This window comes from Shewanella carassii (assembly GCF_002777975.1).
GTDB classification, from domain to species: Bacteria; Pseudomonadota; Gammaproteobacteria; order Enterobacterales; family Shewanellaceae; genus Shewanella; species Shewanella carassii.
Genome location: NZ_NGVS01000033.1, coordinates 359,159 through 376,526, shown reverse-complemented (window position 1 = coordinate 376,526; position 17,368 = coordinate 359,159). Strand labels below are relative to the sequence as shown.

Below are 17,368 nucleotides of genomic sequence, written 5' to 3'. Positions count from 1 at the left end.
GTAATGTTCCGATTCTACCTGAAACCGTCAAATAATAACTTTATCTGGATCAAGCTTTTCAACTGGTAACGATAATAGTTTTCAATTGTGTTGGGTATTATGGGACAAAAGTTCGCGCGAATAAACCGTTTGGCCGCAAATAAAGGTGTTCAAAGTCACTGTTTTTAAATCCGGTACATCGATTGTACCGCCGGGGGGCAATCCACTCAAAATGAGGTAAAGATCACAATTTATAGGTTTTCTATTTTAAATCAGTCTTTTTCTCCCCGCATGTCATCAAAAAGTTAGCATCTTGTCATTTTTTTGCTCTATTCTTATTCATTAGTAATTTAATAAATTACTGAAAGATACATATAACTATAAGTCGGCATAGACTGTGCTCAGGATGGAATGATGAAAATGGATAACTCGAGTAGACCAAACCTTTGGAGGTTGGGTTGTGCTCTCCCCTTATTGTTTTTGTTAGCATTTGTGGCCGAAGCCACCCCTTGGGACAACCAGGATCCGGCCGAAGTTGAAGCCACTCTGGATGCCAAGTTTGCCGAAGGCAAATACTCCCCCAAGGGCGCCGACAGCTGCCTGATGTGTCACAAAAAGAATCAGAAGGTGATGGCGCTTTTTGATGGTGTCCACGGCAACCCTAATCTCTCTCAGTCTCCGATGGCCGATCTGCAATGCGAAGCCTGCCACGGTCCCATGGGAAAACACAACCGCGGTGGCAAAGAGCCGATGATTACCTTCGGTGCCGACTCGCCGGTACCGGCCGACAAGCAGAACAGCGTCTGCCTCAGTTGTCATCAGGATGAACAGCGCCTGGGCTGGAGTGCCAGCCATCACGACACCGCCGGAGTTGCCTGTGCCAGTTGTCACCAGGTACACACAGGCCAGGATCCCATCCAGAGCCGTGAAACCGAAGTCGCCGTTTGCAGCAGCTGTCACTCAGAGCAACGTGCCGACATTCATAAGCGCTCCGCTCACCCGATACGCACAGAGCAGATGGTTTGCAGCGACTGCCACAATCCTCACGGCAGTCTGGGCGACGCCAGCTTGAAACAGATGACGGTCAACGAAAACTGTTACAGCTGCCACGCCGAAAAGCGCGGACCCAAGCTGTGGGAACACGCCCCGGTTACAGATAACTGCGCCAGCTGTCACAACCCTCATGGCAGCGTCAACGAAGCCATGTTGCTGGCCAAACCACCTCAATTGTGTCAGCAGTGCCATGCCTCCGATGGCCATGCAGCCAGAGCCTACTTCCCGGCCAATGAGCAAACCGGCTTGATGCCCAACGCCTATAACGCCGGCAACTCCTGCCTGAACTGCCACACCCAGGTGCATGGTTCCAACCATCCATCCGGCAAACTCTTGCAGCGATAAGGAGCTGAGTATGGTTATCGAGAAACAGACACAGATGAAGCTGTCACTGCTGACGCTCACCATAGCCTGCGTGATGCAGCCTGCCTGGGCCGGTGGCTATTCGCTGCAACAGGTCAATCGCACCGAGCTCAAACAGGACAAGTGGAGTTGCGGCCAGTGCAAGTTGCCACAGGAAAGCCGCGGCACGCTCGAAGCCGGTGTGGCCTACAATGATGGCGACAATGCAGTGTTTGCCAACACTAGTGGCACAGATGCCGATGGCGCCACCGGGCACCTTGGCGGCGATGTCGTCTTTTATGGTAAGCAGGGTTATCGCACTCACATTGAAGCCGATAAACTGGGCTATGACACCGGCAGTGCCAGCCTGAGCATGGGAAGACCCGGCCACTTTGATATCCGTCTGGGTTATCGCGCCTTGGCCAACTTCGGCCCGGACAATGGCATGAGCCCCTATACCAATCAGGCCAACAGATTGATGTTGCCAGACAACTGGCAAGCAGCTGCCCTCACCTCACAAATGCCTGGGCTTGATGACAGCCTGACAAGCCAGCGACTGGAAATGAAGCGGGATCGCTTCACGCTGGATGCCCATTACCTGGGCAGCTTTTATAAGGCGGGGCTCAATTACCGTCACGAGCAACGCGATGGCACCCGCCAAACCAACGGCAACTTTCTTACCAACTCCACGGCATTGGCCACCCGAGTGGATGACAGTACCGACGAGCTTGAAGCCAAACTCTATTTCAAAGGAAAAGGCTGGCTGGCCGGATTCAATTCGACCCTAAGCCAATACAGTAACGACTATCAGGCACTCTATTGGGAAAACGCCTTCTTTCCCACATTCGGGGCCGCCTATAATGGCCAACTCGCCGACAATCCGGATAACAAGGCATTGAGGGTCGGCGCCGATCTGCAGTTATCCGAGGCCGGACATCAAATATTGATGCACACGGCATTCACCCGCATGACTCAGGATCAGGCGCTGTTACCGGCCACCATCAATGGTCCTTCACCTCAGTTGCCCGCAATCGATGGCGACATGCAGGTCGATGTGCTGGAACTCAAACTCAAGTATGCCGCTCGCCTCAGCAGAGGCTTGTCGGTTCGCGGTGGTTATGACTATCGCGATCGGGAAAACAAGACACAACTTAAAGAGTGGCCACTGGTGAGCAGTGACAGCTGGCACCAGGGCAGTGCCACACCCGCGGCCTATGACCACACCCGCCAAAGCGCCGATATCGCCTTCAACTACCGTTTTACCCGCGCCCTGTCTCTTGACGCAGGTTACGAGTATGAACACCACAGCTATAGCGATCTGGCGCGCGAATCCCTGTTCCAATCCAGCGTGTTTGCCAAGCTGAACCTGCGTGCCAGCCGCGATTGGCAGTTGTGGTTAAAAGGTGAACTCAGTGAGCGCAGTGGCGGCAGTTATCAAGCATCCGAGCTGAGCCAAAGCCCCAATAATCCCTGGATGCGTCAGTATTGGCTGGCGGATCGCAAGCAAACCCTGTTGCGACTGCAAAACGATTACCGCTTCAGCGAGGCCCTGTCGTTCAGCCTGGCGCTGAATCACAAGCAGCAAGACTATGATGAAACGTTTATCGGCCTGGATGAAGTCAACAGTTGGGGCTACAGCCTCAGTGGCAACTATCAATTCTCAGCCCAGTTTGGCCTCAATGCTTGGCTCAATCAGGACTGGCAGGATACAGATCAAACCGGCTCAGCCTCTTTCGGCCCCAGCGGTTGGTACAGCCGTGCCAGCGACAGCAGCACAGTCGCCGGGTTCGGCATCTACTATAACGAGTTGCTGGATAAACAACTGGATCTGGGCTTCGACTGGCAATATTCAAAAGGCGAAAGTGAGACGGACGTCAGCCAGGGGCTCACTCTGGATTACGGCGATTACTATTCACGTCGTCATACCTTCAACGCCTTTGCCAAGTATCACTTCAGCGACAAGATGGCATTGAGGCTGGATTGGTTGTTTGAACACTATCAGGACAGTGACTGGCTCAATCAGGGATTAACCCCGGATAGCATCCCCAACGTACTCAGCTTTGGAGATCTTGGCCAGGACTATAACGCCCACTATCTGGGGCTGACACTGAGTTACTCCCTATAAGAGCAAGAGGCGAAGAGCGATGTCAAAGGAATACACCCCAAAAACTCCCCTGTTTTACCTAGGCGCGCCCCTGCTGACCGCCATGTTGGCTCTCTCAGGTTGCGGTGGTGATGATGGCAACCCGGGAACCCCCGGCGAACCGGGCGGCGAGCCGGCGATGAATATCAGTAAGCTCAATATTGAGGTCAAGGAAACGGCCCTCGAAGAGGGCATTACCCGGGTAGATTACCGGGTCACCAATCAGGATGACGAGCCGGTAGTCGGTATCCCCTCAGGGCGCTTCATTGCCGCACAGCTGTTGCCGGAAGGCAGCAGTGGGGCCGGCAACAGCAGTGAGTGGCAGTATTTCACTTCAGAGACCTGCTCCAGCAGCTGTCCGGGCACCTATGTTGACCATAAAAATGGCAACTACTCCTACAGTTTCAGTGCCCCTTTCGACGGTATGAATGAGATAGCTGAAATCACCGGTGCCACTCACAGAGTAGTGATCAAACTCGGTGGTGATACGCTGGCAGATGGCACCGCATTGCCGGTAACCAATGACCATTACGACTGGCAGCCACCTGCGGGTGCTCCGGCCTACAGCCGCAACATTGTCTCCATCGACACCTGTAACAGCTGTCACAATGACCTGGCATTTCACGGCGGTAACTATAACCAGGTGGAAACCTGTGTCACCTGCCACAATGCCACTCGGGTTAGCAATCCGGAAAACATCTTCCCGCAAATGATCCATGCCAAGCACCTGGCCGGATTCCCCAAACCCTTGTCTGACTGTCAGACCTGTCATAAAGAGGACGAAACCCTCAGCGAACAACACAACTGGTTCCGGGTGCCAACCATGGAGTCCTGTGGCAGCTGTCATAACGATATCGACTTCGTCAAAGGCGAAGGTCACCCGGCGCAAGCGGATAACAGCAATTGTGTCGCCTGCCACAATCCGGATTGGACCCGAGAAGTCCACGCCAATCAGGAGAACCTGGCGGCCCTTGGGCAATTCAAGGCCGAGGTCACCAACGCCAGTGTCAGCGGCAGCAGTTTGAGCTTCTCGCTCAAGCTGAGTAACCCGCAGACAGGTGCAGCCTATAACGACAGCGCCGAAAAACAGGTGTTTGTCAGCGATCTCAGGGTCTACGCCAACTGGGGCACCAGCTTTGATTACGCCACCCGCTCTGCCCGCTCAATTAGGGTACATGAAGTGGCGCCGCTGTCCGGCAGTAATGGTGTCTATCAGTATCAGTTGGATGGACTGACCATTCCCGCCGGCAGTGAAGCCGATGCAGGTACCCTGGCGATTCAGGGTCGCGTCTGTGCCAGCCAAGGCATGCTGGTCGACTGCAGTGACAGCGCCGCCAGTGTGCTGGTTATCAAGTCGAGCCACCAGTCATTCAACATGGCCGGGCTCACCACGGCCGGGAGGCGCCAGGTGGTCAGCAATGAAACCTGTGGCAGCTGTCATGGCGATCAGCAATTGAACTTCCACGGTGCTCGCAACGACTTGGCCGGTCAGTGTCAGCTGTGCCACAACCCCAATATGCAAGCCGATGCCACTGCTGCCAATCCATCAGCGAGCAGCGCCGACTTCAAACAGCTGATCCATGCGTTGCACTCGGCACGCTACGAAGGATTCGAGACGCTGCAGTTCCCGGGGAACATAGGCAACTGTGCTCACTGCCACAGCAAAGATGAAAATGGCGTGTTGAGTATGGCGCTGCCGCTCAAATCGGCAGTGCAACCCTTGAGCCTGAATGACGGCAGCTTCACCAGCCCCACGGCGGCAATCTGCAGTAACTGCCACCAGAGCGACAGTGCCCGCAACCATATGACACAACAAGGGGCCGTGTTCCAAGGCACTGAAGCCGATGCCAAGGCAGGAACGGAAAGCTGCGCCACCTGTCATGGGCAGGGTGGCCTGGCCGATGTCACCAAGGTGCATCCTATCGCGCAGTAACAACAATAAGCCGCCCTTTGAGGGCGGCAATAACAGGAAAGAGCCGGTCTTTAAACACTGGCTCAGTCGTGCAATCAAAGCAATGCAGGGAAATAATGATGAAAAGCTCAAGACTGGTTAAAGGGCATACCCGCCTGGCATTGGCCACTCTGATGTCGCTGACGCTCATGGCATGTGGCAGTGACGGCAAAGATGGCGAAGACGGTAAGGACGGCGTGATCGGAGTGAATATCGATGCCACTCCCACACTCAAGGTCAAGTTTACCGACGCCAAAGTGGAAGCAGGCAAGGTCACGGTCGACTTTATGTTGACCAACGCCAATGGTGTGGCAGTGCTGGGTCTGAACAAAGATTATGACCTCAGATTTGGTATCGCTCAGCTGACTCATGTGACCGAAACCATAGGTGAAGGTGAGGAAGCCAGAGAAGCCGACTGGGGATTCCAATGGCAAGCCTATATCAATAGCCTCAAACAACCATCATCGGTTCCCGATGGGGTGGACAACCTCATTCCATCGCCTCAGTATCAGGCTGGAGTCGAAGCCGCCAGCGCCTGCGAGACCTGCCTGGTCGACAATGGTGACGGCAGTTATAGCTATAGTTATCAGGTCAATATTGCCGAAGTCACAGAGCCGCTGGCCATAGCTTATGATGCCGATGCCACTCAAAGGGCCACGCTGGAACTGAAACTGCCTCAAATTACCGCCAATGCCCATTATGATTGGCAACCGTCCAGCGGCAAGACAGAAGGCATTCAGACCCGCAATGTAGTCACCATAGATGCCTGTTACACCTGTCACCAACCGGACAGCCTGGAGCTGCACGGCGGACGGCGGATAGCGCTGGAAAACTGCGCCTCCTGCCATACTGCGACCTCAGGAGATCCTGAGTCCGGTAACAGCGTGGAGTTCACCTATCTGATCCACGCCATTCACCGCGGCGCAGAACGTCACACCTATGATGCCGACGGCAACGAAGTGCCGGCGCCATACAAGATTGTCGGTTATGGCGGCAGCGTCCACGACTATGGTGTGGTCGGCTTCCCCCGTAAGCCGGCTTCAGACTGTAGCGTCTGTCACCAGGAAGGCAGTGGCGCTCCGGACAATGCCGACCTATTCAAGGCCGAGAAGAGCAATACTGCCTGTGTCGCCTGTCACACAGAAAAACCTTCATCCCACCACTCCAGCACTGATTGTATGGCTTGCCACAACACTGACAATACCTATCACGGTACCGGCAGCGCAGCCAAACGCCACGGTGATGTGATGCAAGCTTACACTCTGGCGGCAGAGCTGAGCGTCAAGGTGTTGGAGGTCAGCAGCAACGCCGGCAAGATGACCTTTAAAGTGCAGGTGTTGGATAAAGACGGTAACGCCATGGAGCAGAGTTTTATCGATCAGAGCAGCCGTATGATAGTCGGCTGGGATATAGACAAGGACTACCCTGCCTATAACGAAGCCTCCTACAGCCAGCGCCGTATTCGTCTCAGTGAAGGCAGCTTTGATGCCACCAGCAAGAGCTATACTCTGACTCCGGCGTTTGATATGCCGACAAGTCCGGATGGCAAGAGCTTTGAAATCTGGTCGGCACTGGAAGCTTGCTTCAATAACGGCGGTTATGGTGTTGCCGATATTCAATTGACAGACTGCGCAACCGATGGAGTTCGCTCTGTGGCTATCCAGCAGGAACCCTATCGCTTTGTCTGGGGTAACAATGGTGTCGACAGCGGTATGGATGCCGTGGCCCGCCGCGCCATTATAGATCCGACCAAGTGCCAAAGTTGTCATGGCAAGGAGATCCATCACTATGACAATGGTGTCAACTGCCAAACCTGCCATACACCGGATAAGACACTGCGTAATGACGCCGATTATCCCGGTGGCAAGATCCCCTCAAGCTTTGCCTGGAAGGCACACGAGCGTGAAGGCCACTTCCTCAAGTATGCAGGGCTTAAGTCCGGCACTGTGTTGAAAACCGATTGTGCCACCTGTCATGCCGAGTCCTCCGGCAGCGTCACAGGTATCACTCTGGGTCGGTCAGCGGATCGCGTCTGGCGTTATGGTGACATCAGCAATGGCGGCGCGGATATCTGGGTATCCTCAGATGCCGGCTCCTGTTTAAGTTGTCACCAAAAATACCTGAGTGATGCCGCCAAATCGCATATTCAAGCCAACGGCGGTATTCTGGATGGCATGGATGAGGCCGATGTCCGTAATCGTGCCAAAGAGGCCTGTGCCACCTGTCATACCCCGGCTCAGCTGATGCAAGTACACGGAAACTAACAATCTGCGGTGGCTAAGAGCTAACTATTGTTTGATACCTTGGACTCAGGAAGAATAAGAGTTAACCACCAGAGTCCATGCATCAAACACTTCATAAAAAAAACATTCCCGCTTTAAGGCGGGAATGGTTTTTTATGCCAAAAGAGCCAAGGCATACACCTTTATGTATAGAAGTTTGGCGATTATCACAGGCTTAAAAGACCAACAATGAAAACCGGAGGTTACCAACAAGTTGCCACTATTCTTCCGGGAAGAGTTTCTTTATGTGCGTAAACTTTCTACTTAGGTGTTATCCAATGGTTCGACTTTAGCTCAGTGACGTACAAAACGCGCTACACCATGCATTTCGACTCATTATCCAGCCTATCCTAAAAAAGATGTTTCCAATATAATGGCATACCCCCGTCCGATGAAGGCTGGTAATTTCAGTTACACGAGACTGAAATAGTTCACTTTTCCCAAGCCATTAAGCTGTAACAATTTGCAACATAACCAAAATTCAACCAAATTTACATAGTAAAAACCAAGTTAACTACCACTTAAGAAATAGTCCGATCTCAGTCACATATCCGAGTGAAAGCGGCTGCTTATTCCTTAACTCTTGATTAGCCTTGCCTTGGAAACATAATTCCACACATTAGCCAAGGTTAATGACATTTGTTTTTATTTAACCGTTGGTTAGTGATAATTAAAAACACTTGCAGGGAAATATCATGATGAAACGGTTTAATTTCAATGCCGCAACCACGGCAATGCTGGGAGCCGGTTTACTATCGTTAATGCTGACCGGTTGTGGCAGCGATGGAAAGGATGGCGAGCCAGGAAAACCAGGCCCGGTTGGAACCCCCATAAGTAAAGTCAATACGCTAAAATCCAATATTAATTCAGCATCTGTCGACACCGATGGTTTCCTGACTATCAACTTCAGTTTGTCTGATGCCAACGGCGCCGCCGTATTTGGTCTGAAGAACACTGATATTGGTGCAGTCTCCTTCGGCCGCGTCGGCAGCGAAGATGAGATTGAAGGCCTGACTGATGTAGAAGGCCAAGCCAGAGAGATCTGGCTAAGCTACTTTAACAAAGACAAAGGCGACGGTCTCTACACAGGTTCTTCCTACTTCCAGGGAAAAAACTGTGAAGATTGCCTGACTGACAATCAGGACGGCACCTACACACTAAAACTGAACAAAGCCATAGATACTCTGGGTAAATACGACTATAAGGCCGATATGGTCAATGGTATTTATCTGGGTATCAAGACAGCCAACGCGGCCAACGTCAATCTGGTTAACAACAGCTTCTTCTACTGGCAGCCCTCCTCTGATACCACTCAGGCCAAACCCAAGCCGGTTATCGCCGATGAAACTTGCCAAAGCTGTCACAGACCCGGTCATGATGGTGAACTGGCATTCCACGGCGGCAAACACGTCACGCTGGAAAGCTGTACCTTCTGTCACACCGATTACAACAGTTACATGAAGGAAGACAAGGACGAAAATGGCCAGGTGATTAGCAGTCACAAATTCGATGGTTCCATCAAGGGAATGGCACACGAAATTCACAGCCATGCCTTCTACAACGGTATCTATCCGCAATCAGCCAGCAATTGTCAGACCTGTCACCAGCCAGATGACAACCTGGCCCTGGCCGATGCTTGGAAAGGCGACAAAGATTCCGCAACTTGTCTGAATTGTCACAACAGCCCATTTGCCGTACCTTCCTGGCACTGGGATGCAGAAAACAACCAGATCCAGGAGAAAAAACAAAACTGCGTTTCCTGCCACAATGACCCTGATGGAGCCCGTGGTGCCGAGCGCGCTCACTACAGCAACAACGACAGTGCCCAAGCCGCCAAGACCCGCGTCATTTTCAATAGCATGACCTATGATGAGACGAACAAGGCAGTCACGGCCAATATGACAGTCAAGCATGGCGACACCAATGTGACGCTGGCGCAGATTGACTCCAGCCCATATAAATATGGTGGTGACACCAGCGCCATCGTCTTCAACGGCGTAGTCAAAGACGACTTCCTGGTTAATTACCAAAAAGTGGGCTATCGCTATTTCAGTGCAGGCGCCGACGGCAGCATTAATGTCACCTTCAGCGATGGCGCTTTCAAAGTCGCCGAAGTCATGGCTACGCCAGAAGTGAAAGTGGCTCTGAGCAGCCAGTTGCATGTCTGTTTTGACGGCACAGGAACCGTGGCCGATTGCGAATTTGATGCTGATGGAAAAATTACCAACTCCGGCCCTTATGTACCATCCGATACGACTTACTTCAATATCGATGGCAGCAAAGTCGATGCGACACCAAGGGTTCAACATGCCGAAATGGCTGCATGTCAGCAGTGTCACACCACGGCTATTACACACCGTTTCTCCAACGACATCGATGGCTGTGCCTCCTGCCACAATGGTACCCGTGACAAGAAGGGTGACGGTTCATCCAACCTGGCGTATATAGTGCATTCCAAGCACTATCTGTATGACAGCTCAGGCAGCGGCTTCTTCAAGAAGACAGACTGTCAAACCTGTCACGGTAAAGACGGCTTCTCACTGAAGAAAATTGCCGCCGATGCCGCGCCGGTAGCCTTCGGTAAGACTCAAGATGGCACAGAGCAGACTCTGGTATCGCCACAGACTGCCGCTTGCGCCAGCTGTCATCAACCGCCATACGGCCTGAATGAAACCACTATCAACCACATAGTTTCCAACGGTGGTGTGATAGGTACAGGCCACGGTGTACCTGCAAGTGAATACCCACAAGTCAAGGAAGCCTGCTCTACTTGTCATACGGATTCACAACTGTTGGAAGCACACGCCAACTGGAGATTCGGTTACTAATTCCTTCCCTTTGAAGAGAGGCTTCGGCCTCTCTTTTTCAGTATTTCAAATTCTTGAAATTGGATGAATAAAACAACATTTTTTGATCCAGATCTTGTTTTGTGAGCCACTCGAAAAACCATAGTATTAACATGGAGATCCATATCACACATTAGTGCCCGTTATACAGCTTTTCGGCACCGCTTGGGGTAGCCTTTGCGCAGGAAATGCTATTTCCGGTGTCGGGTTAAGGGCCAATTACATAATCAATGCGGTTGAGACAACTCAACCCACCATAACCAGGTACTTAAACTATTGCAGGGAACAAGATGATGAACGCACAAAAAACCAGACTCGCACTGCTGCTGGCAGCCAGTGCAGCCACTCTGGCCTTAGGCGGCTGCGGTGGCGATGATGGCAACGATGGTAATCCAGGTAACCCTGGCGGCGAGCCCGCAGGGGAGATCAAAGCGCTGCATTTCAACTTTGAGCAGGCCATTGTCAAAGGCGGAATCCCAACGGTTGAATTTACCGTGACCAATGAAGAGGATATGCCGGTAGTTGGCCTGCAGCGGTTCCGCTTCGCCGCCGCTCAGTTGTTACCAGAAGGCGCAACCGGTGCCGGGAATGCCTCTCAGTGGCAATATTTCGGCAACGAAGACTGCACAGTAAACAGCAGCTGTGCAGGCACTTTCATCGACCACAAGAACGGCAGCTACAGCTACACCTTTAGCAAGACCTTGAGCGAGCTGAGTAACGGCACAATCAACTTCAATCCTGAGTTGGCTCAGCGGGTGTTGCTGCGTGCTTACAACACACCACTGCCTGACGGCACTCTGGTCCCCAACAGCAACGCCTTCGTCGACTTCAATGCCAACTCAGGTGCTGCCGCCGATTATAGCCGCAAGCTAGTGAGCACAGAGAGCTGTAATACCTGTCACGGTGATTTAGCTGATGTCATACACCGCGGTGGCTACCCTGATGTCAACTATTGCGCCACTTGCCACACTCTTGGTCGGGTTGGTGAAGGAAAAGAGTTCAATGTCCTTATTCACGCCAAGCACAAGGACCTAGGGCTGGATGCGCTTAACAGCTGCCAATCCTGTCACAACGACACCAATGTCGAGCTGACGCCCGATTGGGGCAACTGGTCCAAAGTGCCTACTGCGGCAAGTTGCGGTAGCTGCCATAGCAACATCGACTTTGCTGCCGGCCAGGGCCACAGCCAACAAACCGACAACTCCAACTGTATCGCCTGTCACAATAGCCAGTGGACTGAAGAGCTGCACACAGGTGTAACCGCTGATAAGCGCGCCGTTATCGCTCAGCGCGGTCTGGCCGCAGAGATGACAGGCAACGCCGACAACAGTGCCACTCTGACTGTGACCCTGTTGGACAAGGCTGGCAATGCTCTGGATGCCAACAAGGATCTGGCCAAGATCAAGCGTCTGGAAACCATCACCAACGTGGGCCCTAACTTCCCTGTCATGGGCTACAACAAAAGCCCTGGCAGCGATAAAGCCAAGGTCGCCAAAGATCTGGTTAAAGACGGCCAGCTGCAAGATGCCGTGACCCTGGTTGACGGCAAGCTGCAATTCACCGTTCAGGACCTGCCTTTCGGTGCCGGTGATACCGATACCGCCTTTAGCTTTATCGGTCTGGAAATGTGCAGCCAGGGCAGCGAACTGATCGCCTGTGCCGATGGCGTTGCCACCACCAGCATGAAAGCTCAACTGGCCTTTGCAACCAAGTCAGGTGATGCGCCTAGCTACCGTCATATCGACTCAGTGGACTTTGCCACCTGTGAAGGCTGCCACAGCGACACCTTCGAACTGCACAAGGGCCACCATGCCGGCTTTGTGATGACAGACCAGCTTGCTCGCGAAGTGAATGGCAAGCTCACCGTCGGTGTGGATGCTTGTGTGACTTGTCATACTCCAGATGGGACATATGCCAGCGGTGCCAACAAGGGCGCACTGGAGATGAAGCTACACAAGACCCACAGTGAGAAAGCCTATTCGCTCATCGGCGGTAACTGTTCAGCCTGTCACAGTAAGCTGAATCTGGACGCCTTCAAGAACAAGGGCGCTCTGGCAACCGCAAAAGAAATGTACACCACGCCTATCACGGCCACTTGTACCTCCTGCCACGTTGTGGGTAGTGACTACATGGTACATACCAAGGAGCAACTGGAAGCCTACGGCGCTGTGGTAGATGGTGATTACACCGCTGCCAACCAGGCTGCGCAGCTGGAAACCTGTTTCTACTGCCACAAGCCAACCGCCGCAGATCACACTCAGGTGAAGATGTAATTTGCCCAGGCCGGGGGAGTTATCTCCCCCGTCTTTCAAGGGTTTGGACAAATTAAGGATGCCTAATATGAGAATCAGCAAAAACCTACCTTCACTGCTAAACGCCCTGCTGGCGACGGCAGTGTTATCTTTTGGCGCCACCCAGGCGGCCCATGCCGCAAAGTGGGACGCCCAAATGACTCCGGAAGAAGTGGAAGCCACCTTGGATAAGAAGTTTGCCGAAGGCAGCTACTCTCCCAAAGGCGCCGACTCCTGCTTGATGTGCCACAAAAAGTCAGAAAAAGTCATGGACCTGTTCAAAGGGGTTCATGGCGCCATCGACTCCAGCAAGAGTCCCATGGCAGGACTCCAATGCGAAGCCTGTCACGGCCCCATGGGTAGCCACAACCGCGGCGGAAAAGAACCCATGATTACCTTCGGTAAGGGTTCTACCCTGGCAGCAGACAAGCAGAACAGCGTCTGTCTTTCCTGTCACCAGGATGACGAGCGTATGTCCTGGAACGGCGGTCACCACGACAACGCCGATGTTGCCTGTGCTTCTTGCCACAGCGTGCATACCGCCAAGGATCCTGTGCTCTCCAAGAACACTGAGATGGAAGTCTGTACCAGCTGTCACACCAAGCAAAAGGCTGATATGAACAAGCGTTCCAGCCACCCGCTGAAGTGGGCACAGATGGTGTGCAGCGACTGTCACAACCCTCACGGCAGCACCACAGACGCCGATCTGAACAAGGCATCAGTCAATGACACTTGTTACAGCTGTCATGCGGAGAAGCGCGGCCCAAAACTCTGGGAGCATGCACCGGTCACAGAGAACTGTGTCACTTGCCACAATCCCCACGGCAGTGTAAACGATGGCATGCTTAAGACCCGCGCTCCGCAACTGTGTCAACAGTGTCACGCCAGCGATGGCCACGCCAGCCGTGCCTATCTGGGTAACACTGGCATGGGTTCTCAGGTCAACGACAACGCCTTTACCGGTGGTCGCAGCTGCCTGAACTGTCACAGCCAGATCCATGGTTCCAACCATCCATCCGGCAAGTTGTTCCAACGCTAAGGAGGCGGGAAGATGAAATTCAAACTTAATTTGATCACCCTGGCTCTGCTGGCTCCTGCCAGCCTGGCGATGGCCGCTGACGGTTATGACTTGGCCAACGCCAATACCGAAAAGGTCAAGTTTTCGGCCTGGAGCTGTAAGGGTTGCGTCAGTGAAACCGGTGTATCCGGCACTATTGGCGCCGGAGTTGGCTATAACGACTCTGACGATATCCGTTCTGCCAACGCCTTTGCCGCCGAAGATGACTTTGCCGGCAAGGTGGACGCTGACCTGAGCTATCGCGGTGAAAACGGCTATCGAGCCAGTATCGAAGCCGATAACCTGGGTATGGAAAACGGCCGGGTCGATATCAATGCCGGTAAACTCGGGCAGTACAACATCAACCTGAACTACCGTCAGATCCACACCTATAAGACAGACTCAGCCATGAGCCCTTATCTGGGAGCAGGCAGCGGCAACCTGACACTGCCGACTAGCTGGCAGACAGCCGGTGGCAGCAGCGAGATGCCCATGCTGTATGACAGCCTGAGCCCACTGGAGCTGTCGCTCAAGCGCAAGCGCGCAGGCCTAGGTCTTGAATATCAGGGGGAAGAGCTGTGGAGCACCTATGTCACCTATATGCGCGAAGAAAAAACCGGCCTGAAAACCGCGTCCGGCAGCTTCTTCAACCAGTCAATGATGCTGGCCGAGCCTGTGGACTACACCACAGATACCGTCGAGGCCGGGATCAAACTCAAGGGTGACAACTGGTTTACCGCACTCAACTACAATGGTTCATTCTTCAAGAATGATATCCAGACCTTGAGATTCGACAACGCCTTCAACCCAACCTTTGGTGCCCAAAGGGTAGGCTATATGAGCCTAGATCCGGATAACGAGTCTCACACTGTGACCTTGAGCGGCCAATTTGCCCAGAAAGGCGCCGTGGTCAGCGGCCGTTTGTTTGCCGGACAGATGACCCAGGATGAGGCCTTTATCACCTCGGGTTACGGCTATCAATTGCCGCAGGAATCCCTGGACGGCAAAGTAGATATCCTGGGGATGAACCTCAAGGCGGTCAAACGCGCCACCCGCAATCTGCGGATCAGCGGCAGTTATGATTACTACGATAGGGACAACCAGACCCAGATCCAGGAATGGACCCAGATCAGTATCAATAACGTCAGTGGTCGTGTGGCTTACAACACCCCTTATGACAACACCAGTCACAAGGCCAAGTTGGCCATGGATTATCGGATTGCCAACGGCATGAAGTTGGACGCAGGTTATGACTACCGTCGTGATGAACGCAGCTATCAGGACAGGGAAATCACCGACGAGAACGGCGTTTGGGCCCGTTTCAGTCTCAACAACTTTGAACACTGGAATATGTGGATCAAGGGCAGCTATGGCAAGCGCGATGGCTCAGAGTACGAAGCATCTGAGTGGACCTCTTCCGAGTCCAACAAGTTGCTGCGCAAGTACAATCTGGCCGACCGCAAGCGCACTCAGATTGAAGCTAGGGTGACCCACAGCCCTATCGACACTCTGACCCTGGATTTCGGTGCCCGCTATGCGCTGGATGACTACAACAACACGGTTATCGGTTTGACTGAATCCAAAGACCTCAGCTATGACGCCAGCATCAGCTATTTGCTGACAGACGATCTCAGCCTGAGCGCCTTCTACAACCATCAGACCATCGACTCAGATCAGGCCGGCAGCAGCAACTTCAGCACTGTCACCTGGACAGGAACCGTGGAAGACAAGGTGGACGTCATAGGTGCCGGTTTGGCCTACGACAACCTGCTGGAGAAGAAACTGCGTCTGGGACTGGATTACACCTACTCTGACTCGGACTCCAGCACTCAGGTACGCCAAGGCATCACGGGCGACTATGGCGATTACTACGCCAAAGTGCACAACGTTAACCTCTATGCCCAGTATCAGGCTACTGAGAAAATGGCGCTGCGTCTTGACTACAAGATGGAGAAATACGAGGACAACGACGCAGGTAACGATATCGCCCCGGATGGTATCTGGAACCTGGTCAGCTTTGGTGACAACAGCCATGACTACACGGCTCACCTGATCATGTTGAGCGTCAACTACCGTCTGTAACTCTCACTCTTAACGTTCAAAAGCCCGCTTTTCGCGGGCTTTTTTATCTCTTCCCGCCTTCACCTCAAACCAATAAGCATTCGGTAAAATTCCTCTTGCCAGCGGCCCTTTTTGCAGCTTACACTGCGAAACGTTACATCCTTGTAACAATTATAACAATTAAGATTATATGACCTGAGGACAATGGCATGAGAATCACTCATACACTACAAGGAATAGCCTTGCTCGCGGCCCTTTCCAGCACCAGCGCGCTGGCCGATGGTATTCGCGCCAGCCTGGAGATGAGCCAGCAGAGCTATAAGGCCAGTGATAACGTGTTGGTCACTGTGACCCTGACCAATGACGCCAACCAGCCGGTTAAACTGCTCAAGTGGTACACCGCCGCTGATGGAGTGGAGGAATCCCTGTTCAAAGTCAATGCCGATGGCCTTGACCGTCACTATCTGGGTGCCCATTTCAAACGCCCGGCGCCCGGCAAACAGGACTATATCAAGCTCAAAGCCGGTGAGAGTGTGTCCTATCAGGTAGAGTTGTCCTCACTTTACGACATGAGCAGCAGTGGCAACTACGAGATAAGCTATGATGTCAGTTCGCTGCAACTCTTCTCCCCCAACCCGGGCCAACAAAAGAAGCTGGCCCGCTTAGGGATAGAAGGGATACATTCAGATCCGGTCAGCTTCTATGTGGAAGGCAGTGAATTCAAGTCCGGCGTCAACAAGGGTAAACCCGGCAGCGGCGATGGCAACGCGGCGCCCGACGGTATCAGCTTTACCGGCCGTTGCAGCAATTCCCAACAGAGCGATATTCTGGCGGGACTGGACGCCGCCCGCACCATGGCGGCCGATAGCAAGCAATACCTCGCGAGCAACAACAATCCCTCAAGCTCAGTGCGTTATGCCACCTGGTTTGGCAGCTACAACAGTAGTCGCTGGAATAGCGTCAGCAGCAACTTCAGTGCCATAGACTCAGCCTTGAACAATCAGCCGCTCACCTTCGATTGCAGCTGCAAGAAGAGTTATTACGCCTACGTTTACCCGACTCAGCCCTACAAGATCTACATGTGTAACGCCTTCTGGAGCGCGCCGGTATCGGGCACCGACTCCAAGGGCGGCACCATAGTCCATGAAATGAGTCACTTCAATGTGGTGGCGGGAACCGATGACATTGTCTACGGCCAAAGTGGCGCCAAATCGCTGGCCCTGAGTAACCCGGCCCAGGCGATTCAAAACGCCGATAGCCACGAATACTTTGCTGAAAACACTCCCTTTCAAAACTAAGAAAGCTACAGCAGATTAGTTTACCTTTCGTGGGCCGGTTCCCCCGGCCCACCTCCCTGTTACCT

At 53.1% G+C, this 17,368-nt stretch carries 9 protein-coding genes; all 9 read left to right on the top strand.

Annotated features, from left to right (window positions below):
• Positions 1 to 393: 393 nt before the first annotated feature.
• Positions 394 to 1,377, top strand: a complete 984-nt coding sequence (locus CBE72_RS17845) for a DmsE family decaheme c-type cytochrome (RefSeq protein WP_100145470.1) — start codon at positions 394 to 396, stop codon at positions 1,375 to 1,377.
• A gap of 10 nt (positions 1,378 to 1,387) precedes the next feature.
• On the top strand, positions 1,388 to 3,499 hold the full coding sequence (locus CBE72_RS17840; protein WP_100145467.1) for an MtrB/PioB family decaheme-associated outer membrane protein: 2,112 nt from the start codon (positions 1,388 to 1,390) through the stop codon (positions 3,497 to 3,499).
• 19 nt (positions 3,500 to 3,518) lie between these two features.
• The gene (locus CBE72_RS17835) at positions 3,519 to 5,450 is read left to right on the top strand and encodes an OmcA/MtrC family decaheme c-type cytochrome (protein WP_100145465.1); all 1,932 of its coding nucleotides are present in this window, start codon (positions 3,519 to 3,521) and stop codon (positions 5,448 to 5,450) included.
• Between the two features lie 95 nt (positions 5,451 to 5,545).
• The gene (locus CBE72_RS17830; protein WP_167387695.1) at positions 5,546 to 7,732 is read left to right on the top strand and encodes an OmcA/MtrC family decaheme c-type cytochrome; all 2,187 of its coding nucleotides are present in this window, start codon (positions 5,546 to 5,548) and stop codon (positions 7,730 to 7,732) included.
• 713 nt (positions 7,733 to 8,445) lie between these two features.
• Positions 8,446 to 10,578: an OmcA/MtrC family decaheme c-type cytochrome gene (locus CBE72_RS17825; RefSeq protein ID WP_100145462.1), complete on the top strand. Its 2,133-nt coding sequence runs from the start codon at positions 8,446 to 8,448 to the stop codon at positions 10,576 to 10,578.
• A 308-nt stretch (positions 10,579 to 10,886) separates the two neighbouring features.
• Positions 10,887 to 12,869 carry an OmcA/MtrC family decaheme c-type cytochrome gene (locus CBE72_RS17820; protein WP_100145460.1) on the top strand — a complete coding sequence of 661 codons (1,983 nt, stop codon included), beginning with the start codon at positions 10,887 to 10,889 and terminating at the stop codon, positions 12,867 to 12,869.
• Between the two features lie 67 nt (positions 12,870 to 12,936).
• A complete protein-coding gene (locus CBE72_RS17815) occupies positions 12,937 to 13,926 on the top strand; it encodes a DmsE family decaheme c-type cytochrome (RefSeq protein WP_100145458.1) in 990 nt (329 codons plus the stop codon).
• Positions 13,927 to 13,938: 12 nt separating this feature from the next.
• Positions 13,939 to 16,026, top strand: coding sequence for an MtrB/PioB family decaheme-associated outer membrane protein (locus tag CBE72_RS17810; protein ID WP_100145456.1), 2,088 nt, complete (start codon positions 13,939 to 13,941; stop codon positions 16,024 to 16,026).
• Positions 16,027 to 16,214: 188 nt separating this feature from the next.
• Entirely contained in the window at positions 16,215 to 17,303 is a 1,089-nt protein-coding gene (locus CBE72_RS17805; RefSeq protein WP_100145454.1) for a M35 family metalloendopeptidase, read from the top strand.
• Positions 17,304 to 17,368 lie beyond the last annotated feature (65 nt).